The sequence below is a fragment of the Mycobacterium attenuatum genome, from assembly GCF_900566085.1.
In the GTDB taxonomy this organism is placed as follows: Bacteria; Actinomycetota; Actinomycetes; order Mycobacteriales; family Mycobacteriaceae; genus Mycobacterium; species Mycobacterium attenuatum.
Map to the genome: position 1 here is coordinate 15,819 of NZ_UPHT01000109.1, position 21,172 is coordinate 36,990.

Annotated in this window: 14 protein-coding genes; 6 read left to right on the forward strand and 8 right to left on the reverse strand. The window is 66.7% G+C overall.

The window, feature by feature from the left end; all coding sequences use genetic code 11:
* Positions 1-133: 133 nt before the first annotated feature.
* Positions 134-2,293, reverse strand: a complete 2,160-nt coding sequence (gene glgX, locus EET13_RS18150) for a glycogen debranching protein GlgX (protein ID WP_122443585.1) — start codon at positions 2,291-2,293, stop codon at positions 134-136.
* Positions 2,294-2,585: 292 nt separating this feature from the next.
* Here glgX and EET13_RS18155 point away from each other — a divergent pair, with 292 nt between their 5' ends.
* The 3 genes from EET13_RS18155 (at position 2,586) to EET13_RS18165 (ending at position 5,578) form a co-directional block, all read left to right on the forward strand.
* A complete protein-coding gene (locus EET13_RS18155; RefSeq protein ID WP_425294253.1) occupies positions 2,586-3,824 on the forward strand; it encodes an alkane 1-monooxygenase in 1,239 nt (412 codons plus the stop codon).
* A gap of 105 nt (positions 3,825-3,929) precedes the next feature.
* A complete protein-coding gene (locus tag EET13_RS18160) occupies positions 3,930-4,544 on the forward strand; it encodes a TetR/AcrR family transcriptional regulator (protein WP_425293695.1) in 615 nt (204 codons plus the stop codon).
* A 62-nt stretch (positions 4,545-4,606) separates the two neighbouring features.
* Complete coding sequence (locus EET13_RS18165) at positions 4,607-5,578, forward strand: aldo/keto reductase (protein ID WP_122443586.1); 972 nt, start codon at positions 4,607-4,609, stop codon at positions 5,576-5,578.
* A 390-nt stretch (positions 5,579-5,968) separates the two neighbouring features.
* Here EET13_RS18165 and htpG read toward each other — a convergent pair whose 3' ends face one another.
* Positions 5,969-7,936: a molecular chaperone HtpG gene (htpG, locus tag EET13_RS18175; protein WP_122443588.1), complete on the reverse strand. Its 1,968-nt coding sequence runs from the start codon at positions 7,934-7,936 to the stop codon at positions 5,969-5,971.
* Positions 7,937-8,062: 126 nt separating this feature from the next.
* On the reverse strand, positions 8,063-9,076 hold the full coding sequence (locus tag EET13_RS18180) for a TIGR03617 family F420-dependent LLM class oxidoreductase (protein ID WP_122443589.1): 1,014 nt from the start codon (positions 9,074-9,076) through the stop codon (positions 8,063-8,065).
* A gap of 164 nt (positions 9,077-9,240) precedes the next feature.
* On the opposite strand from EET13_RS18180, the gene EET13_RS18185 reads away from it, so the two are divergent.
* On the forward strand, positions 9,241-11,625 hold the full coding sequence (locus EET13_RS18185; protein ID WP_122443590.1) for an ATP-binding protein: 2,385 nt from the start codon (positions 9,241-9,243) through the stop codon (positions 11,623-11,625).
* 166 nt (positions 11,626-11,791) lie between these two features.
* A complete protein-coding gene (locus EET13_RS32345; RefSeq protein ID WP_280177880.1) occupies positions 11,792-13,261 on the forward strand; it encodes a PE family protein in 1,470 nt (489 codons plus the stop codon).
* Between the two features lie 216 nt (positions 13,262-13,477).
* Here the strand turns inward: EET13_RS32345 and EET13_RS18195 are convergent, their stop codons facing one another.
* Together EET13_RS18195 and EET13_RS18200 are read right to left on the reverse strand one after the other, a co-directional pair.
* The gene (locus EET13_RS18195; protein ID WP_122443591.1) at positions 13,478-14,122 is read right to left on the reverse strand and encodes a class I SAM-dependent methyltransferase; all 645 of its coding nucleotides are present in this window, start codon (positions 14,120-14,122) and stop codon (positions 13,478-13,480) included.
* Complete coding sequence (locus EET13_RS18200) at positions 14,119-15,051, reverse strand: SAM-dependent methyltransferase (RefSeq protein ID WP_122443592.1); 933 nt, start codon at positions 15,049-15,051, stop codon at positions 14,119-14,121. The genes EET13_RS18195 and EET13_RS18200 overlap by 4 nt, the downstream gene beginning before the upstream one ends.
* Before the next feature lie 178 nt (positions 15,052-15,229).
* Between EET13_RS18200 and EET13_RS18205 the strand changes: the two genes are divergently transcribed.
* Positions 15,230-15,925: a DUF4190 domain-containing protein gene (locus EET13_RS18205; RefSeq protein WP_122443593.1), complete on the forward strand. Its 696-nt coding sequence runs from the start codon at positions 15,230-15,232 to the stop codon at positions 15,923-15,925.
* 40 nt (positions 15,926-15,965) lie between these two features.
* Here the strand turns inward: EET13_RS18205 and EET13_RS18210 are convergent, their stop codons facing one another.
* The 3 genes from EET13_RS18210 to EET13_RS30480 all read right to left on the reverse strand — a co-directional run.
* Positions 15,966-18,884: a DUF4349 domain-containing protein gene (locus tag EET13_RS18210; RefSeq protein ID WP_122443594.1), complete on the reverse strand. Its 2,919-nt coding sequence runs from the start codon at positions 18,882-18,884 to the stop codon at positions 15,966-15,968.
* Positions 18,881-19,501 (reverse strand): MerR family transcriptional regulator, encoded by a 621-nt coding sequence (locus tag EET13_RS18215; protein WP_122443595.1) that lies wholly within the window; start codon positions 19,499-19,501, stop codon positions 18,881-18,883. Before EET13_RS18215 ends, EET13_RS18210 begins: the two co-directional genes overlap by 4 nt.
* A gap of 170 nt (positions 19,502-19,671) precedes the next feature.
* Positions 19,672-21,172, reverse strand: a 1,501-nt coding sequence (locus EET13_RS30480) for a hypothetical protein (RefSeq protein WP_211189092.1), incomplete at its 5' end; no start/stop codon positions are given.

A 21,172-nucleotide genomic window follows, 5' to 3' on the forward strand; every position in this document is an offset into this window, starting at 1 on the left:
GGCCGCAGCGGCCAAACTCGCCGAAACTGCGTTATTGCAGACAAAATGCGAGTGCTGGCCTGCAAAACGACAGTCTCGGCGCGACGGGTGGTTCGAAGCTGGATGCGCGACGGGTGGTTCGCAGCTGGATGCGCTACAGGCTCGCCGAGGCGGTGGCGGCTTGCAGGACGGCGGCGCTGCGTGCATCGACGGTAAGTGTGGCCGCGGCTGGCAGCTCGTCGTCGGGAGCCAAGTGCCGGGCGCCGGTGTAGATCACGGTGCGCCACCGTTCGCCGAACGTGGCTGGGGGCAAGGTGAATTCGATCGGCTCGTGGTGGGCGTTGAAGCACAGGATGAACGAGTCGTCGAACACCCGCTGACCCCGTAGGTCGCGGTCGGGAATGCCGTGGCCGTTGAGGAACACCGCGATGGATTTCGCGAAGCTCGCGCCCCAGTCTTCGTCGGTCATCTCCGACCCGTCGGCGGCGAACCAGGCGATGTCGGGCAGACCGCCCTCTCCGCGACGGCCCACCGGCTTGCCGGAAAAGAACCGGCGCCTGCGAAACACCGGGTGGCTGGCGCGCAGTGCCGACACCGCGCGAGTGAACTCCAGCAGGCCGGTGTCGGCTTGCGCCCAATTTATCCAGGTGATTTCGTTGTCCTGGCAGTAGCCGTTGTTGTTGCCGTTCTGGGTGCGTCCGAGTTCGTCGCCGTGGCAGATCATCGGCACGCCCTGGGAGAGAAGCAAAGTCGTGAGGAAGTTGCGCTGCTGGCGGCCGCGCAATTCGTTGACACCGGTGTCCTCGGTCGGCCCCTCCACACCGCAGTTCCAAGACCGGTTGTGGCTTTCGCCGTCGTTGTTGTCTTCGCCGTTGGCCTCGTTGTGCTTGTCGTTGTAGGACACCAGGTCACGCAGCGTGAACCCGTCGTGGGCGGTGACGAAATTGATCGAGGCCACCGGCCGGCGCGCGGTGTGCTCGTAGAGGTCGGCCGATCCGGACAGCCGGTAGGCGAACTCGTCGAGTGTGGCCGGCTCACCGCGCCAGAAGTCGCGGACGGTGTCGCGGAACTTCCCATTCCACTCCGTCCACTGTGGCGGAAAATTGCCCACCTGGTAGCCGCCCGGCCCAACATCCCAGGGCTCGGCGATGAGTTTGACCTGGCTGACCGTCGGATCCTGCTGCACAAGTTCGAAAAACGTTGCCAGCCGGTCAACTTCGTAGAACTCCCGGGCCAGCGTCGCGGCCAGATCGAACCGGAAGCCGTCGACGTGCATCTCGGTCACCCAGTACCGCAACGAATCCATGATCAGCTGCAGCGAGTGCGGATGCCCGACGTTGAGGCTGTTGCCCGTGCCGGTGTGGTCCATGTAGTAGCGCTTGTCGTCGTCGACCAGCCGGTAGTAGGCGGCGTTGTCGATACCGCGCATGGACAGCGTGGGGCCCAGGTGGTTGCCTTCGGCGGTGTGGTTGTAGACCACGTCGAGGATCACCTCGATACCCGCCTCGTGCAGGGTGCGCACCATCGCCTTGAACTCCTGCACCTGGCCGCCCGCCGACATGGCGCTGGAGTACTTCGGGTCGGGCGCAAAGAACGAAATGGTGTTGTAGCCCCAGTAATTCGAGAGCCCCTTCTCGACCAAGGTGGAGTCGTTGGCGAAGTGGTGCACCGGCATCAGCTCGATGGCGGTGACACCCATGCCAGTGAGGTGCTCGATGATCGCCGGGTGCGCCACCGCGGCGTAGGTGCCGCGTAGATGTTCCGGGATGTCCGGGTGGCTCTGCGTCAGGCCCTTGACGTGAGCCTCATAGATGACCGTGTCGGCGTAGTGGTGGTTGGGCGGGCGGTCGGTGCCCCAGTCGAAGTAGGGGTTGATCACCACGGCCTTGGGCATACTGGCCGCCGAGTCGTCGTCGTTGCGGCTTTCCGGGTCTCCGAAGGTGTAGCCGAACAGCGATTGGTTCCATTCGAAAGTGCCGTCGATGGCCTTTGAGTAGGGGTCCAGCAGCAACTTGTTCGGGTTGCACCGGTGGCCCGCGCCCGGATCGCACGGACCGTGGACCCGATAGCCGTAGCGCTGACCCGGTTCGATGGTCGGCAGGTAGGCGTGCCAGACGAAGGCGTCGACCTCGGGCATGGTGATCCGGGTCTCGGACCCGTCGGCGTCGAACAGGCACAACTCAACCTTTTCGGCGACCTCGCTGAACAGTGCGAAGTTGGTGCCCGCCCCGTCGTACGTCGCACCAAGTGGGTAGGCCCGGCCCGGCCAGACTTCGAGGGTCGGCGGGGCGGCGAGGGAGGGGGCGCTGGTCATGGCGCAGCTGATACCCCGTGGGCGCGGCGGTCAAACCCGAGCGGGGTCGCGGGGCTCGGGTTCAGCCGATGCCGTTTGCACACGGAACACTTTGCTACACAGTGCTTTTCGATCTCCAGCCGAACACCCCACCCGGGCAGCCGGCCCGGACGTCGCAGCCCCCACCCGGTCCGCTCGGGTCACCACGCATTGAACAAATTTATCGATTTATCTATCGTTTGAACAAATGATTTGATATGTTCAATGGTATCAGCCCACCGCGCCGCGGTGACCAATTTCAGAAGGGAGCAGCATGACGACCACCGCACTGGATGCAATGGACGCGATAGCAGATTCTCGAATTCCGGTCCAACGATGGCGGGACCGCAAGCGATACCTGTGGCTGGTCGGCCTGGTCCTGCCCACCGCGTTGCCGGTGAGCGTTGCGCTTGCATGGGTGTTCGGCAAGCTCGGCTGGAGTGCCGCCACGCCGGTGTTGTGGTGGATCGGGCCGGTGCTGCTGTACGTGCTGTTGCCGATACTGGATGTTTTTTTCGGCCCCGACGGGCACAATCCACCCGAGGAGGTGATGGAGCGACTCGAAAACGACAAGTACTACCGCTACTGCACCTACGCCTTCATTCCCTTCCAGATGGTCAGCCTGGCGCTGGCGTGCTACCTATGGACGGCCGACAACCTGAGCTGGCTCGGTATCGGCGGAGGCCTGGGCCTGATCTCCAAGATCGGTCTGACGCTGACCATCGGCGTCGTCGGCGGGGTGGGCATCAACACCGCCCACGAGTTGGGTCACAAGCGCGAGAACCTCGAACGGTGGCTTTCCAAGGTCACCCTCGCCCAGACGCTGTACGGACACTTCTACATCGAGCACAACCGCGGCCACCATGTGCGGGTGGCCACCCCGGAGGACCCAGCCAGCGCGCGATTCGGAGAGAGTTTCTGGATGTTCTTGCCGCGCAGCATGTTTGGCTCACTCAGGTCGGCATGGGAGCTGGAAAAGGCCCGCATGCAGCGGATCAGCAAGCCTACGTGGAGCATTCACAACGACGTCCTCAACGCCTGGGTTATGTCGATCGTCCTGTTCGGCGGGCTGACCGCCGTCTTCGGGTGGCAGGTGCTGCCGTTTCTGATCATTCAGGCGTTCTTTGGCGCGTCGCTGCTGGAATCGGTCAACTATCTCGAACACTACGGCTTGCTGCGGCAACGAACCGCTTCCGGCCGCTATGAGCGCTGCGCGCCGGTGCACAGCTGGAACTCCGACCACATCGTCACCAACATCTTCCTCTACCACCTGCAGCGACACAGCGATCATCATGCCAATCCCCTGCGCCGGTATCAGACGCTGCTCAGCATGGCCGGTGCGCCCAACCTGCCCAGCGGGTACGCCACCCTGATCACCTTGACCTACCTCCCTCCGCTGTGGCGAAAGGTCATGGACCATCGCGTACTCGCGCACTACGGCGGTGATATCACCAAGGTGAACATCGATCCGCGCAAGCGGGAAAAAGTACTGGCCCGCTACGACACCCGCTGAATGCTGGCCGGCCGGTGCCCGGGCACGCCTTCGGGTACCGGCCCGCCCTGCGGGCACTGGGACACGACGACGAAAGCACGGTTGATGCACACTAATCTCAGCCACATGGTCGAGACGGAACCCTCGCGAAACCGCAACCCGTATCAAAGCACCGCTTTGAGCCTGATGCACAACGGGGTGCTCGACGCGCTGCACGGCCTACTGCTGCAACGGAAATGGTCATCGATCACCATGGCCGACGTGGCGTCGGCGGCCGGCGTCAGCCGGGGCACCATCTACAACGAGTTCCAGTCGCGACGCGGCCTGGCACGCAGCTACGCCCTCCGGCTGACCGACACTATCGTCACCGGAATGCAAACGGCCATCGACGGACACCCCGGTGACGGCTACGGCGCAATGCGGACGGTCTTCCGCGACTTCTTCGACCGCGTCGACCATGATCCCCTTGTCCAGGTGTTGCGAACCGAAGATGCTCCCAACGACATTCTGCGGTTGATCACGGTAGAGAGCCAGTTCCTGGTCAACCATGCCTCGGGCCAGCTGTCGCAGACCTTCCGGCACAGCTGGGTCAACGCCTCCGACTACGACGCGACCGTAATGGGCCAAACCGTCGTACGGGCCGCACTGAGCTTTCTCGCGCTGCCCCCTTCCGATGCCGACGAAGCAGCGCGGGGCATGGCGCGCCTGCTCGCACCGTTCATCGGATCGATCGGCACCTAGCAGCCGCTGTCCGGGAAGGCGGCGGCTGGGGCGGGTCCGATGGCCTCAGTACCGTGTGAGACATGAAATATCTCGACATCGACGGAATGGGCAAAGTCAGCCGCATCGGGCTGGGCACCTGGCAGTTCGGTTCGCGCGAATGGGGATACGGGGACCGGTACGCCTCGGGTGCGGCCCGCGACATCGTGCAGCGCGCCCTCGGCATGGGTGTGACGCTGTTCGACACCGCCGAGGTCTACGGCCTGGGCAAAAGCGAACGCATTCTCGGCGAGGCGCTCGGCGACCAGCGCGACAAGGTCGCGGTGGCCAGCAAGGTCTTTCCGGTCGCCCCGTTTCCCGCGGTGGTCAAGCAGCGCGAGCAGGCCAGCGCCCGGCGCCTGCAGCTCAACCGTATCCCGCTTTACCAGGTTCACCAGCCCAATCCGGTGGTCCCCGATTCGGTGATCATGCCGGGAATGCGCGAGCTGCTCGACAGCGGCAAGATCGGCGCGGCCGGGGTGTCCAACTACTCGCTGGCCCGCTGGCGAAAGGCCGACGCCGCGCTCGGCCGCCCGGTTATCAGCAACCAGGTGCATTTCTCCTTGGCCCACCCGGGCGCGCTCGATGACCTGGTTCCGTTCGCCGACCGGGAGAACCGCGTCATCATCGCCTACAGCCCGTTGGCGCAGGGCCTGCTGGGCGGCAAGTACGGCGTGGACAACCGGCCCGGTGGCGTGCGTGCCGTCAACCCGCTATTCGGCACGCAGAATCTGCACCGGATCGAGCCGCTGCTGCAGACGCTTCGCGATATCGCCGCCGACGTCGACGCCAAGCCGGCGCAGGTGGCGCTGGCCTGGCTGATCAGCCTGCCGGGAGTGGTCGCGATCCCCGGCGCGTCCAGTGTCGAGCAGCTCGAATTCAACGTTGCCGCAGCCGATATCGAGCTCACCGCGGAGTCCCGTGATGCACTCACCAAGGCGGCCAAGGCGTTTCGTCCAACGTCGACGCGACAGTTCCTGCTGGACACCGTCCGGGAGCGGCTCGGGCGTCGGTAGCTACGGGCACACCGAGCTGTCGACGACCGCTGGGACATCGATCAGTCGGCTACGCACCTTTCAGGATTGTGCGCGCAGTGGTACCCCATGGGGCACAAGACGCAGCTCGGCGACGGCGGCTCTGGGACGCTCGACGTCGTTGTCTGCTCCTCGATCACATCCGTGCAGAAGGGACCGGCCGATACGACGTCGACCGGTGCTGCCGTAGCGTCCGCCGTCGCTGCCGGGATCGCAAGCCCCAACGAAAATAGCGGGATGACGGCTATCCCAAGAAGTGCCCTGATCATGACGTGACTCCTTGCGGTGGCGGAGGAACTATCCGCAGCACACCGGCGAGCAGTTGCCGGGCGGCGATGGCATCTAGGCCGGCCCGCCCTAGGTATCGTCGGGCTAAATCGTGCGTGTCAGCCGGTCGGCGAGTAGCTCGGCGAACCGCGCCGGATCCTCCGGCGCCCCGCCTTCGGCCAGAAGTGCGATGCCGTAGAGCAATTCGGCGGTCTGGGCCATCCGAGATTTCTGGGCGTCGTCGCTGCGGTCCTGGTGCGCCTGGCGCAGACCGGTCACCAGCGGGTGGTCGGGGTTGAGCTCCAGGATGCGTTTGCCCACCGGAACTTCCTGTCCGGAAGCCCGGTAGATGCGGGCCAGCGCCGGTGTGATCCCGAAGGCGTCAGTGATCAGGCACGCCGGTGACTCGGTCAGCCGCGTGGACAACCGCACTTCTTTGACGTGCTCGCTCAAGGTTTCCTTGAGCCAGTCCAGCAGCTCGGCGAACTCCTTCTGCTGCTCCTCGCGCTCGGCCTCGCTCTTGTCTTCGTCGGAGCCCAGGTCCACCTCGCCCTTAGCGACCGACTGCAGCGGCTTGCCGTCGAACTCGCTGGCCACTCCGACCCAGACTTCGTCGACCGGATCGGTGAGCAGCAGCACCTCGTAGCCTTTGGCTTTGAACGCCTCGAGATGCGGGGACTTCAGGATCTGCTGGCGCGACTCTCCCGTGGCGTAGAAGATCTGCTCCTGGCCTTCTTTCATGCGCGACACATACTCGGCAAGCGTGGTCGCTTCCTCTTCGCTGTGGGTGGAGGCGAAGGACGAGATCTGCAGCAGGGTTTCGCGGTTGTCGAAGTCCGACAGCAGGCCCTCCTTGACGACCTTGCCGAACTGGGTCCACAAAGTGCGATAGTCGTCCGGCCGTTCGGTCTGCAGGTCCTTGATGGTGGCCAGGACCTTCTTGGTCAGGCGGCGCCGAATGGCCTTGATCTGGCGATCCTGCTGCAGGATTTCCCGGGACACGTTGAGCGACATGTCCTGGGCATCGACCACACCCTTGACGAAGCGCAGGTACTCGGGCATGAGCTGGTCACAGTCGCCCATGATGAATACCCGCTTGACGTAGAGCTGGATTCCGATGCTGGCGTCGCGGTTGAACAGGTCGAACGGGGCGTGCTTGGGGATGAAGAGCAGGGCTTGATACTCGAAGGTGCCCTCGGCCTTCATCGCGATGACTTCCAGCGGGTCGTCCCAGGCGTGGGCGATGTGCTTGTAGAACTCGCTGTATTCCTCGTCAGAAACCTCGTCTTTGGGCCGGGCCCACAGCGCCTTCATGGAGTTGAGGGTCTCGGTTTCGACGGTGACGCTCTCTTCGCCGCCCGCCCCTTCTTCGTCGGCGGTGGCCGGCTGTCGTTTCTCGACCTCCATCCGGATGGGCCAGGCGATGAAGTCGGAGTACTTCTTGACCAGGCTCCGGATCTTCCATTCCGAGGTGTAGTCGTGCAGGTCGTTCTCGGCGTCTTCGGGCTTGAGATGCAGGGTGACCGACGTTCCCTGGGGGGCGCCGCCAGTTGATTCGTCGACGGTCTCGATGGTGTAAGTGCCGTCGCCGCTCGACTCCCACCGGGTGGCCTCGCTCTCGCCGGCCTTTCGAGTGAGCAATTCGACCTTGTCGGCCACCATGAAGGCCGAGTAGAAACCAATGCCGAATTGACCGATCAGCTCTTCGGATGCGAGCGCGTCCTTGGCCTCACGCAACTCCTGGCGCAGCTCGGCAGTACCCGACTTGGCCAGCGTGCCGATGAGGCCCACGACCTCGTCGCGCGTCATGCCGATGCCGTTGTCACGAACGCTCAGAGTTCGGGCACCCTTGTCCACCTCGAGCTGGATATGCAGATCGGAGGTGTCGATGGTGCTGGCATCCAGCTCCTTGTTGCGCAGTGCCTCCAGACGCAATTTGTCCAGTGCGTCTGAGGCGTTGGAGATCAACTCCCGCAGAAACGAATCCTTGTTGGAGTACACCGAATGGACCATCAGATCCAGCAGTTGCCGGGCCTCCGCTTGGAACTCCAGCTGCTCGACACGCGCGTTCATGACATTCCTTCCGATCGGGATCGCGTCTCGAATTTAGCGACCCGCCTTGCGGCCATGAGCCGGGGGGGCGCCGCCGACCGGCCGGCTCGCTGCCACGAAAGCCGGACGCGGTCACCGATATCGGTGTTACCGCCGCATGGCGCGGGCGACCTCGCCGTACCGTTCGAAGCGCTCCCGGTCGCCTCGGGCGTTGTAGAAGACCAGGTGGTCGGTGATTGCGGCGTACTTGCCGGCCAGCGCGCCGGCCAGCCCGTCCCAGCTCGATTCCGTGGCGAAGACGGCAATGTGCTCGTCGGTGATCTGAGCGGCCATGCCGGCGAAGTCACCGGCCTTCTGCTTCTCCCTGATCCGGGCCGTGGTGCCCTCGAATCCGGCCTCGTCCCAGATGAAAGCGTAATTGGGGGTGCTGCCGTAGAACGCCAGGCTGGCCCGCACGGCTTGGCGTTCCGTGTCGCGCTCTTCGTCGTTGTCGCCGACGATCGTCATCACCGGCACGATCAGGACGATGTCCGACGGCGTGCGCCCCGCCCTTACCGCGCCTTCGGCCACACGGGGCAGCACGTGCCGGGTGATGTAGCCGGGCTCGCCGATCGGGTGGACATGCACCCCGTCGGCCACTTCGCCGGCCATCCGCAGCATCCAGGGGTTCACTGCCGAGATGTCGACCTTGGGGTCGGGGGCATCGATGGGGCCCGGGCTCCACTGCGCAGTGATGAAGTCCAGTTCATAGAACTCGCCGTGGTGATCGAGCGTGCCGGTGCGAAAGGCCGTGAAGCATGCCTTGACGGCCAGCACGTAGTCGCGCAGCCGGGGGCCGGGCCGGTCGAAGGCGGACCCGTAGCGCCGCTCGACGTGCCGGCGCACCTGGGTGCCCAGCCCGAGCCGGAACTTCCCTTCGGTTGCTTGCTGCAGCTCCCACGCGGTGGTCGCCGTGACGAAGGGGCTGCGCGGGAAGGCCACCGCCACGCCGGTGGACAACGCCAGGCCGGGCGCTGCCTGCGAAGCCACCGCGGCACTGAGGTAGGCGGTACGGCCCGTCTCGGTGAACAACAGGCCCGAGAAGCCGGCGGACTGGGTTTGCCGCGCCACGTCGGCGACCTGGCCCAGCGGTTCGGGAATTGTCATCGCGTCGATGTGCATGGCGGGAGCCTACGTGCCCGCCCCCGCTCCGCGGCTGGTGCGTGAGGATGATGGCTGTTGCCGACGGCCGCGGTTGATCCCGGCGTGGATCGGCGCTTCGATTCGGCCGGTGGCCGCGGGCAGCGATAGTAGCGTTAACGCAATGCAGCAACGTAGGTGCGCGTTTGACTGAGGCCGTCGACTTCCGCTTGTTGTTCGAATCGGCTCCGGGCCTGTTTCTGGTGCTGGATCCGGACTTGAGGATCGTTGCTGTCACCGACGCCTATCTGCAGGCGACCATGACCGAACGAACGCGGATCCTGGGGCACGCCATCTTCGAGACCTTTCCGGACAACCCCGACGACCCCAGTGCCGAAGGAGTCCGTAACCTGCGGGTGTCGCTGGATCGAGTGGTGCGCGACCGGGTCGCCGACGCGATGCCGGTGCAGCGCTACGACATTCGCCGCCCCGACGGGGACTTCGAGGAACGGTTCTGGAGCCCCACCAATTCACCGGTGCTGGACTCGGCCGGCGAGTTGCGTTATGTCATCCACCGGGTGGAAGACGTCACCGAGTTCGTCCGCCTGCAAGCAGCCGATGCGGCACAGCAGCAGGAGACGGCCGCGCTGCGCGCCACCACTGCGCAGATGGAGCGAGAGGTCTTCGCCCGCGCCCAAGAGGTCGCCGAGACAAGCCGAAAACTCAAGGAGGCCAATGCCGAATTGGTTGACCTCTACGCGCGGGCCAAGGAGCTCGACGACCTGAAAAGCAGGTTTTTCGCCAATGTCAGCCATGAATTGCGAACTCCGCTGATGCTGATCCTGGAGCCCGCCCGCAAGCTGCTGGATTCGATCGGACCCCAGGAGGCGGCACATGCCGATCTCGAGCTGATCGTCCGCAATGCGCGGTTGCTGCAACGCCACGTTAATAACCTGCTGGATGCCGCTCGGCTGGAAGCCGGTGCCGTACAACCCAATTACGCGGATGTGGACGTCGCCGGGCACGTGCGTCTGGGCGCGTCGCTGTTCGAATCGCTGGCTGCTGACCGCGACATCGAATTCCGCGTCGACGCGGAGCAGCCCATCGCCGCGGCCCTCGATCCCGAGCACCTGCACCAGATCCTGGTCAATTTGCTGTCCAATGCGTTCAAATTCACCGGACCCGGCGGCACCGTGCGCTGCTCGGTCTGCTCTGGGCCGGGTCAGCGGGCCATTATCGAGGTCGCCGACAGCGGCCCGGGCATACCACCCGAACAGCGGACAGCCGTCTTCGACAGGTTCCACCAGGTGCAGGGCGGTACCACCCGGGCGGTCGGGGGGACGGGCCTGGGCCTGAGCATTGTGCGCGACCTGGTCGGCTTGCACCGCGGCAGCGTTACCATCAGCGAGGCTCCCGAGGGTGGAGCACTGGTGATCGTCGACCTGCCAAGGCTCGCGCCCGCAGGTCTGCCGGTGCACGCGGCCACTCCGCACAGCACCGAGCACATCAGCCCGGAGGCCGCCGGCGCGATCGCCGATATCACCGCGATCTCGGCGGCGTCGGCCCAGCGCGAATCGGAGATCGCAGATTCCAAACCTGTGATCGTGGTCGTCGAAGACAATGTCGACCTCAATGCCTTTGTGTGCCAAGCGTTGTCGCCGCACTATCGGGTGAAGGCAGCCTTCGACGGCCGGTCCGGACTGGAGCTGGCGCGCGCATACCGCCCGGACCTGATCGTGTGCGACATCATGATGCCGCACCTCAGCGGAGACGAACTGCTGAACCTGGTGCGCGCCGACCCGGCGCTGGCCAACACCCCGGTGCTCATCCTCACCGCACGCGCCGACGACCAATCCAGACTCGCGGTGCTACGAGCCGGAGCCAATGACTACCTGTCCAAGCCATTCCAGCTGGGTGAACTGCGAGTGCGGGTCGACAACCTGGTAAATCTGCGACTCGCCGAAGCGCACTCCCGGACACTACGGGTGGCGGCCGAACGCGAACGCATCGCGCTGGAACTTCATCGCTCGGTCATCCAGCGGCTGTTCCTCATCAGCCTGCAACTCAGCGGAGTGTTGCCGCTGGCGCGAGTGCCTGCCGTGGCCGAACGCATCGGCGAGTCGGTCAACGAACTCGACGCCGTGATCAACGACGTGCGCAACACCATCAACCATCTCGACATCCCAACCGGCGACGAAACCAACTTCCGGTTGCGCATGTCGGATCTGCTTGGCGAGGTGGCCGAAGCGCTGAACGCCAGATTCGAGGTGTTGTTCACGGGGCCACTCGACACGGTCGACAAGGCCATCACGAGCGAGCTCTACGACGCGGCGCAGCAGCTGGTCACCGCAATTCTGCGGCATGCGAGCGCCGACGAAATCAGCTTGCGAGCCAGCTACGAAACTGACCTGGTAGTCACTGTGATCGAAAAATCCTCCAAAGCCACTGGCCCGACTGCCACCGACCGGTCGGTGCTACTCCCCCGCCAGCTTGCCGTACGCGGTGCGCGACTGGACATTTCCGCGCCCGCCGCCGGCGAGACGGCGTGGACCTGGACGGTGCCCATGGCCTCCACCGGGCGCGGCGAATGACCTAGCGGCCGGCGCTGCCGCCGGGCCAGCCGGCCTCGCCATCGGCGCACTGGTCGATTCCCGGAATCCCGTGATGGCGGTCCCGCGTAGCGATACGATTTGGCCCCAACAGCGTGGATGAGATCTGCGGCCTCAGCCGGGCGGAGTGGGATACGGGAGCTGGCTCATGTCATATGTGATTGCGGAGCCCCAGATGCTGGCGGCCGCGGCCGGGGATCTGGCCGCGATCGGTTCGACCGTCAGTAACGCCAGCGCGGCGGCAGCGGCCCCGACCACCGGAGTGCTCGCCGCGGGAGGCGATGAGGTCTCAGCGGGCATCGCGGCGTTGTTCGGCATCCACGCGCACGCTTATCAGGCCATTAGTACGCAAGTGGCAACGTTTCACGACCGGTTTGTGGAGATCCTCCGCGCGAGTTCGCGATCGTATGCCGGTACCGAGGCCACCAATGCCGCGGCGGTAGACAAGTTGCCGAGCACCGGGCAAAGTGGCGGCGTCGGCACTTCGGGCAGTGTCGGCCAGGCCGGCGGAATGGGTGCCGACCCCGGCTCGATTGGCAGCAACGGCGTCGGACAGCACAGCGGTTCCGTGACCAGCGGGCCTGGTCAACACGACAGTGGCGGTGGGGCCGGAGGGCTCGGCGCGCCCGGCGGTAACGGCAACGTCGCGGCAGGCGGCTCCGGCGGTCCCGGCGGCTCCGGCGGTCCGGGCGGTCCGGGCGGTCCGGGCGGTCCCGGCAATGGGGTGAACCATGCTGCGGCCAACGCGGCGGGACCGGCCGGTGTCAACCCCAACCAGCACCCGGCCCAGCCCGCCGCTACCCCTGGTATCGGCAACGGCGGCGGCACGGGCGCGGCTAATGCCAGCGGGCCACACGGTGACGCTGTCGGGGTAACCGCCGCAGGTGTGCCTGATCAGCCCGGTGTCGGTGGCGGTCACAGTGCCGGCGCTGTCGGTGCGGAACACAGCGCCGCCGGCGGGGCTCATGGCGGTGGGGCCGATGCGGGAAGCAGTGGAGACGGGGTCGCCACGCCGATCGGAAGAAGCAGTGCTGGTAGTGCCGGGGGCACCGGCGCCGCGACGGTCGGCGGAGCCGGAGGCGCGGGTTCGCCGGGTGACGCACGTTACGACGACGGCACTGTGGCCCCCGGATGGTGGGGCTACGGCGGGCCGGCCGTGGGCGGCTGGGCGTACGCGGGCGGCATCGGTGATCCCGGCGCCTTGAGCAGCATGACTGCACCCGCGGCACCGGCGGCACCGGCAGCGGCCACCGGGGCGGCCACCAGGGTGGCGGAACCGACGTTGCCTGCGGCGGCCAAGGGGCAGCCGCTGCACTCGGGCAACCCGTTGCACCCCGGCAACACGGCGCAATCGGGCACTCCCGCGCACCCGGACGGCCCCGCGCACCGGGCTCGCCAGCGCGACAAACCATTGCTGCTCGTTCCCCTGAACCTTCGGGGTCTGCGTCGAAAGCTGCAGTCGCGGTCGGACGTTCACGCTCCAGACGCCCTACGTAAGGACACGCAAGCCGAACCGGGCAGCCGGCCGTGGGGTCGCGAGGAACTTCTGCACGCCCTTGGCCTCAGACCGCCCGGACATGAGCAACTGATCACGTCATCACGGTCCGAACCCGCATAACGCGTCACCGATCAGGCGGCCGCGAAAGCGGCCCGTCGTTTGTGCTCGCCCCGCCCGTCACCATGCCGCCGCCACGGCCGCCGCAGGTATGCAACAGTTGTCGCCGCCGTCGCAACCGTCTTTGACGGTGTCGCCGTGTTCGCCGAACAGACGCGCGCAGTTACTGCCTGCGTGACAACAATTTTCGATAGCGACGGACCACGGGAAGCGCCGTCGTTACGGTGGCCCAGCCTTGGTGCCGACGGTGATCAGATCTGACACGATCTTGGTCCAAACCGGTCGCCGGATCCGATGCTGCTCGCTGATGACGAAACCGGCGCCTTCGAACAGTGCCCGCATTTCCGCCGGCGAAGCATTGTGCTGCGGTTTCCAATTGTCGGCTGAGGGCACCTGCAGCAGGGGCTGCCGCGCGCTCAGGGCCGCAACGGCCACCAGTCCGCCGGGTACCAGCACCCGACGGAATTCCCGCAGCGCCGCAGGCTGATCGAAGAAGTGAAACGCCGAGGTCGTCACGACGGCGTCGAGGGTGCCGTCGTCGAAGGGCAGTTGCTCGGCCGGACCGCGCAACCAATGCACCCGAGAGGATCTGGCGCGAGCCTGGTTGAGCATGCCGTCGGACATGTCGACGCCGTAGATCTCGTCGGGATTCAGTTCGCGTTGAATCCGGTCGCTGAGAATCCCTGTGCCGCAGGCGATATCAGCGATCCTCCGGGATCCGTGGCCGCGCAGGTGGGAAATCACCTCGTCGTGCGGCGGACGGTACACCCACTGCTGCAACACCGGTAGGTCGTAGGCCGGCGCCAACAGGCTCCACATCCGGGTGACGACGTTGTTGAGCCCCCGGCGGGGCGCTTGCGTCATACGCTCAGCACGGAGCTGTAGTAAATGGTGTCGGCCACCGACACCGAGTCGTTGGTTTGGGGGATCGCCGCAATGCCGTTGTCGGCCAGCAGTTGGCTCATCCGGATAGCGGCTGAGCGCCAGCCCAGCCGGTTCAGATAGGCGCCGACATCGTTGCGTTCACCCTCGTAGCCCAGATCGGCGAATTCCAGGTCGAAGCCGTGCTGGCGCCATCTCGCGGTGGCCCTGCGCATCATCTCCCGGGCCTTTTCGAGGTCGAGCTGTGACATGTCCGGAACGGCCTCGCAGCCCAGCCGGCTGCCGTCGGCGCTGAGCGCAGTGATGTTGTCCAGCAAGCGATCCTGAGCAGCCGGAGGCAGATAACCGAACAGCCCCTCGGCGATCCACGCGGTTGGCCGGCTCGTGTCAAAACCCGCACGCAGCAAGGCTTTCGGCCAATCGTGTCGCAGATCGACGGCGACCACGCGCAAGTCGGCTTTCGGGACTGCCCCCAACGCGGCCAGGGTTGCGGTCTTGAATTCGATCACCTGCGGCTGATCGATCTCGAACACCGTCATATCGGCCGGCCAGGCCAACCGGTAGGCGCGAGCGTCCAGGCCGGATGCCAGGATCACGGCCTGCCGGATTCCTGCCTGTGTCGCCTCCTGGAAGAACGTGTCGAAAAAGCGCGTCCGCGCAGCCATCGCATCGGGCATGTGCTCGAGCTTCCAGCCCGACTCGTCGTCATCGACGTCGGCAGCGACAAGGTCGCCGCTGGCCCACCGGGTGAAGAAGTCCACGCCGACCGCGCGGACCAGCGGTTCGGCGAATCGGTCCTCGATCAAGCGGTGAGGTGCCTTGGTCGCTATCGCCCGGGCCGCCGCCACCATGGTGGCCGTCGCCCCCACGCTGGTCGCCAAGTCCCAGGTGTCGTTGTCTGTACGTGGCATATGCCTGCTCTTTCATACTCAGACCGGAGGGATACTTAGATAGTATAACAACCGCTCGACGATGGCGTCGGCGCGCCCAATCCGGCTCCCGCACAGCCAAGCCAGCGTCGATGGCTCAATAGAGCCAATATCGTCGACGCCACCCTTCGGTGGCGCGCCTGGTATTACGGTTGCCCTCATGACGTTTCAGCCGCCGTACCCGCCGCCTGCCCAGCCGCCGGGGCAGGGCCCCTACCCGCTACCCGGCTATCCCGGCGGCTACCCGCAGCAGCCCGCTCAGTACGGTCAGCCCTACGCCCCGCCGCCGCCGAGAGGCACCAATGGCTTTGCGATCGCCTCGTTGATCTTCGGGGTACTCGGCGGCGTTTTGCTGAGTGTCATCTTCGGCATCATCGCGCTCAAACAGATCAAAACCCGCGGTCAGAGCGGACGCGGCATGGCAATCGCTGGTCTGGTGCTATCCGCGCTGTGGACACTATTCATCGTGGCCGCGATCATCATCGCCGTCGCAACCAACGACGGCTCGGTGCGCGCCACCAACCTCGTCGTCGGGGATTGCATCGAGTCGATCCCGGGTGACAATGCGCGGGTCACCACGCTCCCGAAAGTGTCCTGCGCCAAACCACACGAGGGCGAGGTGTATGCGCAATTGCGGGTCACCGCAAGCAGTTTCCCCGGCCAGTCCAGCCTGGAAAGCAACTACCGGGACAGGTGCTTTGCGGCGTTCGCCTCGTATGCACCCAATGCTGCCGACAGCGAGGAGTTCGAAAGCTATGTGCTGTACCCCACCCAGGCGACCTGGAACCAGGGTGACCGCGACGTAGTATGCATCGCCATTACCAAGGTGAAACGGACCGGGTCGATCAAGGGGTGATGTCGCTCCTCGACCCGGCGACGCACTTCGGGCGGCTCGGTCAGCAGTTTGTCGTCGGACTTCCTGCCGCACCGGATGCTCGCGGGAATGACCAGCGGCGCAGCACCACGACCACCGCCAGCACCAGCACGGCCAGCACCGGCAACCACGGCAGCAGGAACCCGGCCGTCAGCATGACGCCGTAGGCGGCCGAGAGCACCGAGTGCCAACCGCGTTCAAGCGCACCAAGGAAGCCAACCCGCGTCACGGTCGGTTCGACCGAGAGGCTGACGTTGATGGTCGCGTAGGAAATCTGGTCGCCAAGTGCGGCGCGCTGGGCACGCAGTGAGTCCAACTCGGCCTGCCGCTGGGTCAGCGACGACTCCGCGGCCAGCAGGTCAGCTGTGTTGTCGGCCCGCCGCATCAGTTCCAGGAGTCGATTGACCGAGGTCTGCAATGCCTCGATGCGGGCATCGAGGTCGACGCGCTGCGACGTGACGTCGGCGTGGCTGATCGACATCGACGTGACGGCCCCGAGTTTCTTGACGTCGACCAGCAGCGCGTCGAGCCTGTCCGCGGGAATGCGGACAACGAGATGGACTGTCGGCGAAGACAATCCGGACTGCTCCGACCGAGAGTCCACTCGCCCGCCGGCATCGGTGACCGACAAGGCCAGTCGGTCGGCCACCTGCGCGGGCTGCGCGACGACCAGCTGCAGCGAACCGGTGGTGACGATGTCGCGCTTGTAGGTGCCGTCCGGCGGGGTGTGTGGCAGTGGCGGCGCCTCCGGTGCGGCCACCGTGTTTTCGGCGATGCCACCCTTGGTCCCCGGAACCGTTGCATCCGCTGTTGCGGAGGGCTTGCCGGCCACGCCCGAGTCGCGGGCGGTGACGGGCAACCCGTCGCGGGTGAGCGACCACGCCCAGCCGAGGCAGACCAGCACGACGCCGGCGATGGCCACCGCAATCGCGTTGCGCAGCTTGATCGTTCGTGCGAAAGCCGACGGCACGGCGCCGGACGGTGCCTCAGCCGCGGAGCCTCGAGACCGCGGTGCGCCCCGCTGCGGATTGCCGGCGTCGTCCCCGGCCGGCCACCGCTCCCATCCGGCCGGCGCCTCGACGGGTTGCATCACCCGGTGCCGCACTTCGCCTTCGGCGGCCACCGGACTGTCCGAGTTGTCCCGATTCTCACAAGCGACGACGTATCCGGTGAACCTGCACAGCACCCTGAACCGCAGTGAGGTGTCGACGATCCGCTTTTCCAACTCGTCGGTGGCAGCCGCGGCGTAGCGGTCCTCAAGGTCGCGTAGGTGGGCCCGCGCCCACCCGGCGGTGACGACCGGCGACTCGCGACGCTGTCCGTCGACCGTCGCTGACCAGTCCCCGCCGTCGCCGGTGGTGCCGCGCAGGATCAGTGACCCCGTCGCGCTTCCCCGGTAGCGCCCGGTCACCACCACCGGTACTCCGGCAACCAACTCAGGTAGCCGAACCGGGCTCACGGTATCCGCAATGACGTTTAGCCCCTGGGTGTGCAGCGTCAGCGAATGCGCGAGTGGCGCGCCGATACGGCGCCGCACGGCCTGCAGTGCCTCGTCGAGGCGGTCCTCGCTTTCCACCAGCTCGCAATGGCCCGCGCCGAGTCTGACCAGGCGGTGCAGGAAGCCGGCGTTGACGGCCCGGTCGATGCCGACCGCATGCACCCGCACCTGTTGCAGCCCGTGCGACAGCTCCCGCAGCACCTGGTCCTCGTTACCGACCTGCCCGTCGGTGACCACGACGAGCACGGCGTCACGCCCCTGCGAACCGCGCAATAGGGCCAAACCCTGCCGCAGTGGGGCGAGCAACTCGGTGTCGCCGCGGGCGTCGACGCGCGCGAGGTGCTCGATGGCCCGATACCGGTGCCGGTCGCTGGCGTCGACCAGGCCGTCGGGCAGACCGGCGGGATGCTCGATGAGGTCGCCAAATGTGAGCACCGCGAACCGGTCTGCGCTGCCGAGCGTGTCGACGATGCGGGCAGCGGTCCGGCGCGCGGCCGCCATCTTCCATCCGGCCATGCTGCGAGAGCGGTCCAGCAGCAACACCACGTCCCGGGGACGCGGCGGCGCGCCCGATGCCGGCGGCAGCACAGTGAGCTGATAGGTGCCCTCGTCGCCGTCGGCATCGGGTACCAGCACGAGGGAATCGGTGAGGTCTTCGGCGCCGTAGCGCAGCCGCAGGACGAAATCCTGGTTGGCTCGCCCGCCCGGCTGGACTTTGATGCGGCCGTCGTCGGTCGACACCGCGGGCAGGTTGGACCGCACCTCCGACAACGAGAGGCCAGCGGGGTCAATGCCGATGTCGATGGTCGGTAGAAGCGGGTACGGGAAGCCCGGCAGCAACATCGGCGGGGTGATGCGCGAGGCGTCGGGGACTGCGTCGGTGTCAGCGGCGTAGCCGTCGCCGACCGCGCCGTCGGCCAACGGGGCGCCGGGAATGTAGCGCGGCGCCACCACCAGTGGGAAGCGAAACGTGGCCGCACCGTCCTGGTAAGTCAGCGGGTTGACCAGCGTGAGCGCGACGCTGACCCGTTCGGAGGGCAATATATTGCCAACCCGCATGGTGAAAACGTCCGGCCGCTCCTCCTCGACGATGGCAGCGCGCCGATCCGACACGATGATGCCGTCGTAGGCCCGCCGGGCAGCTTCACGCTCCACGAGTTCGGCCTCGACCGCCCGCCCGTTGACGGTCATCCGCATTCGGGTGACCGCGGCTCGATCCGGCAGCGGGAACACGTAAGTGGCTTCCAGCGGCACGTCGAAGGCGTTGATGAAATCCTGGGTCAATTCGACCTCGCTGGTGAGCCCGGTGATTTCGACGCGCACGTCGACGCGCTCCAGCGGCAGACTGCCCCGCTCGGCATGCAGCGTGCCCAACCGAGCCTCGGCGTCTGCGATGGCCGTGCCATGCTCTGCGTCGTTCATCGACGTGATGCGGACGGTCATGATGGGCTCCGATCATTGAGGGGCGGGCCGGACAGTAGGTCACGTTCGGCCAGTAGTTCGAGCAGTGGCCGAGCGGCAGTCTGAATCGCGTCGATGTCGTCTTCGTCGGGCGTGCCCGGCAGTACCAACAGTGCCCCCCCGGGTAGGTGCACGGCTGCCAATTTGGTGACAGTGTCAGTGCCCTGAGCCGCTGGTTCGGTGGCCGGCGCAGGTGTGGGCGGGGCGGCCCAGAAGCGGCTCCGCTGCGGGGGTGCCGGCAGCTCGGTGGACGCAGGCTCCGGCTCGACGATGACAGCGTCGGGAACCGCGGCGACCTTTCGCAGTGTTTCGTCCGTCGCCCCGGCCAGCTCGCCCTGGATCTCAGCGAGCGAATAGCCCTGCGCCTGAAGGCGTTTGACCGCGACAAGCTGCAGCAGGTGTCGGGGACAGTAGACCGCGGTGCGGCCCTGCTTGGCCGGCGGGTCGACGAGTCCGGCTGTCGTATACCACCGGACCGCCCGCCGGTCGGGAAGCTCCCGGACCCGCCCGTTGGGGGCTCCCGGATACGCGGGATCGGCCAGGCTGACGGCGACCCGTCGCACCAGCTCGTCCAGCGTCCAGGACGCTCGCTCGGCCATATCCCGATACTGACACTGTTACTATTACACTGTCAATGTTGAGCGGTTAGACCTTGAGCGGTCAGCGTGCTTGTACGGCTGCTCAGCGCCAAGACGATGTGCACACAGCAAAAGTGATCGCGACCGCTATGTGCCACCGCTGGGGGCAGCCCCGCCCCCAACCGACGTAACTAAGCGACGCCGCCGGTTCCACCGGCGCCGCCGCCCCCGGGGATGCCGCCCGCAATGCCGCCTTTGCCGCCCACCCCACCGGTACCGCCACTAGGCGGAAGACCGATGGCACCGATGCCACCGGGGTTACCGGGGCTGCCGATGACGCCGACATTGCCATTGCCGCTCAAGCCGCCGTCGCCGCCGTCGCCGCTGGGTCCGCCGTCGCTGCCGTCGCCCCCGCTGCCCCCAATGGCGCCGCCGCCGCCAGTGGCGTTGCCCCCGTTGCCGCCGTTGGCGATGGTGGCGGTGCCAACGTTGCTGCCGCCGCCGGTCTGTCCGCCTTTGCCACCATTGCCGCCATTGCCGGCGCCGGCGCCGCCCATGCCGCCGGTGCCGCCGTCGCCACCGGCGCCACCGGCGCCATTGGTACCACCATTGCCGCCATTGCCGGCAACACCGCCGGAGATTGCGTTATTGCCGCCGTTACCACCGTTGCCGCCGTTAGCACCGCCCAGGTTGTCGCCACCGGCGCCGCCGTTACCGCCCTTCCCGCCCAAGCCGGAAACAGAGTTGCCGCCGTTACCGCCGAGGCCCCCGGCCCCACCGTCAGCGCCCGCGCCGCCAGGCCCGCCGTTGCCGCTGGGGGTGCCGAAGATCGTGCTGGCGGCACCGGTGCCGCCTCTGCCACCGTTGCCGCCGTTCGCGCCTTTTCCACCTTGGCCGCCATTGCCGCCGTGGCCGGACCCCAGGGCATCGCCGCCCCTGCCGCCGCCGCCGCCGGCTCCGCCTTCGCCCGCGTCCCCACCGGCGAACCCGTTCATACCGGCGCTCCCAGTGCCATTTGCGCCGGACGCGCCGTTGCCGCCGATCCCGCCGTTGCCGCCGGTTCCGCCGTCGCCGCCGTTGCCGCCACTGCCGCCGGAACCGGACTCGCCGCCGTCACCCCCTACGCCGCCCTTGCCGGCGACACCGCCGTTACCGCCGTTGCCGGCGCCTGCGGCACCGTTGCCACCGTTGCCGCCCTTACCGCCGAAACCGCCTGTGCCACCGTTGCCGTTGACGCCACCGGTGGATGCGTTGCCGCCGGCACCGCCGGTACCGCCCGCGCCACCGTCGCTGCCGTCACCACCAGAACCACCCGGGCCAGTGCCTGGGGTGCCGTTCTTGCCATTGCCACCGGTGCCGCCGGCGCCTCCGTCCCCACCAGTGCCCGGGTTACCAGTGGCGCCCGCCGTCCCCATGGCCCCGCTACCACTGCCGGCCTGTCCACCAGCACCTCCAGCACCGGCATCACCACCACCGCCACCGGTGCCGCCCATGCCGGCCCCGCTACCGGTATCCGCGGCCCCGAGCCCACCGACACCGCCCTTGCCGCCGACACCACCTTTGCCGCCAACACCACCATCACCATTGACGCCACCAACACCGGCACTACCCCCGGCCCCACCAGTACCACCTTGACCACCGGCCGTACCGGCATCACCAGCAGCACCTACGCCCGTGGCATCGGCACCCACC

What these genes read in the sequence shown, in the direction of transcription:
- glgX (WP_122443585.1), bottom strand. Translation starts at nt 2,293, where the DNA reads ATGACCAGCGCCCCCTCCCTCGCCGCCCCGCCGACCCTCGAAGTCTGG.
- EET13_RS18155 (WP_425294253.1), top strand. Translation starts at nt 2,586, where the DNA reads ATGACGACCACCGCACTGGATGCAATGGACGCGATAGCAGATTCTCGA.
- EET13_RS18160 (WP_425293695.1), top strand. Translation starts at nt 3,930, where the DNA reads ATGGTCGAGACGGAACCCTCGCGAAACCGCAACCCGTATCAAAGCACC.
- EET13_RS18165 (WP_122443586.1), top strand. Translation starts at nt 4,607, where the DNA reads ATGAAATATCTCGACATCGACGGAATGGGCAAAGTCAGCCGCATCGGG.
- htpG (WP_122443588.1), bottom strand. Translation starts at nt 7,936, where the DNA reads ATGAACGCGCGTGTCGAGCAGCTGGAGTTCCAAGCGGAGGCCCGGCAA.
- EET13_RS18180 (WP_122443589.1), bottom strand. Translation starts at nt 9,076, where the DNA reads ATGCACATCGACGCGATGACAATTCCCGAACCGCTGGGCCAGGTCGCC.
- EET13_RS32345 (WP_280177880.1), top strand. Translation starts at nt 11,792, where the DNA reads ATGTCATATGTGATTGCGGAGCCCCAGATGCTGGCGGCCGCGGCCGGG.
- EET13_RS18195 (WP_122443591.1), bottom strand. Translation starts at nt 14,122, where the DNA reads ATGACGCAAGCGCCCCGCCGGGGGCTCAACAACGTCGTCACCCGGATG.
- EET13_RS18200 (WP_122443592.1), bottom strand. Translation starts at nt 15,051, where the DNA reads ATGCCACGTACAGACAACGACACCTGGGACTTGGCGACCAGCGTGGGG.
- EET13_RS18205 (WP_122443593.1), top strand. Translation starts at nt 15,230, where the DNA reads ATGACGTTTCAGCCGCCGTACCCGCCGCCTGCCCAGCCGCCGGGGCAG.
- EET13_RS18210 (WP_122443594.1), bottom strand. Translation starts at nt 18,884, where the DNA reads ATGACCGTCCGCATCACGTCGATGAACGACGCAGAGCATGGCACGGCC.
- EET13_RS18215 (WP_122443595.1), bottom strand. Translation starts at nt 19,501, where the DNA reads ATGGCCGAGCGAGCGTCCTGGACGCTGGACGAGCTGGTGCGACGGGTC.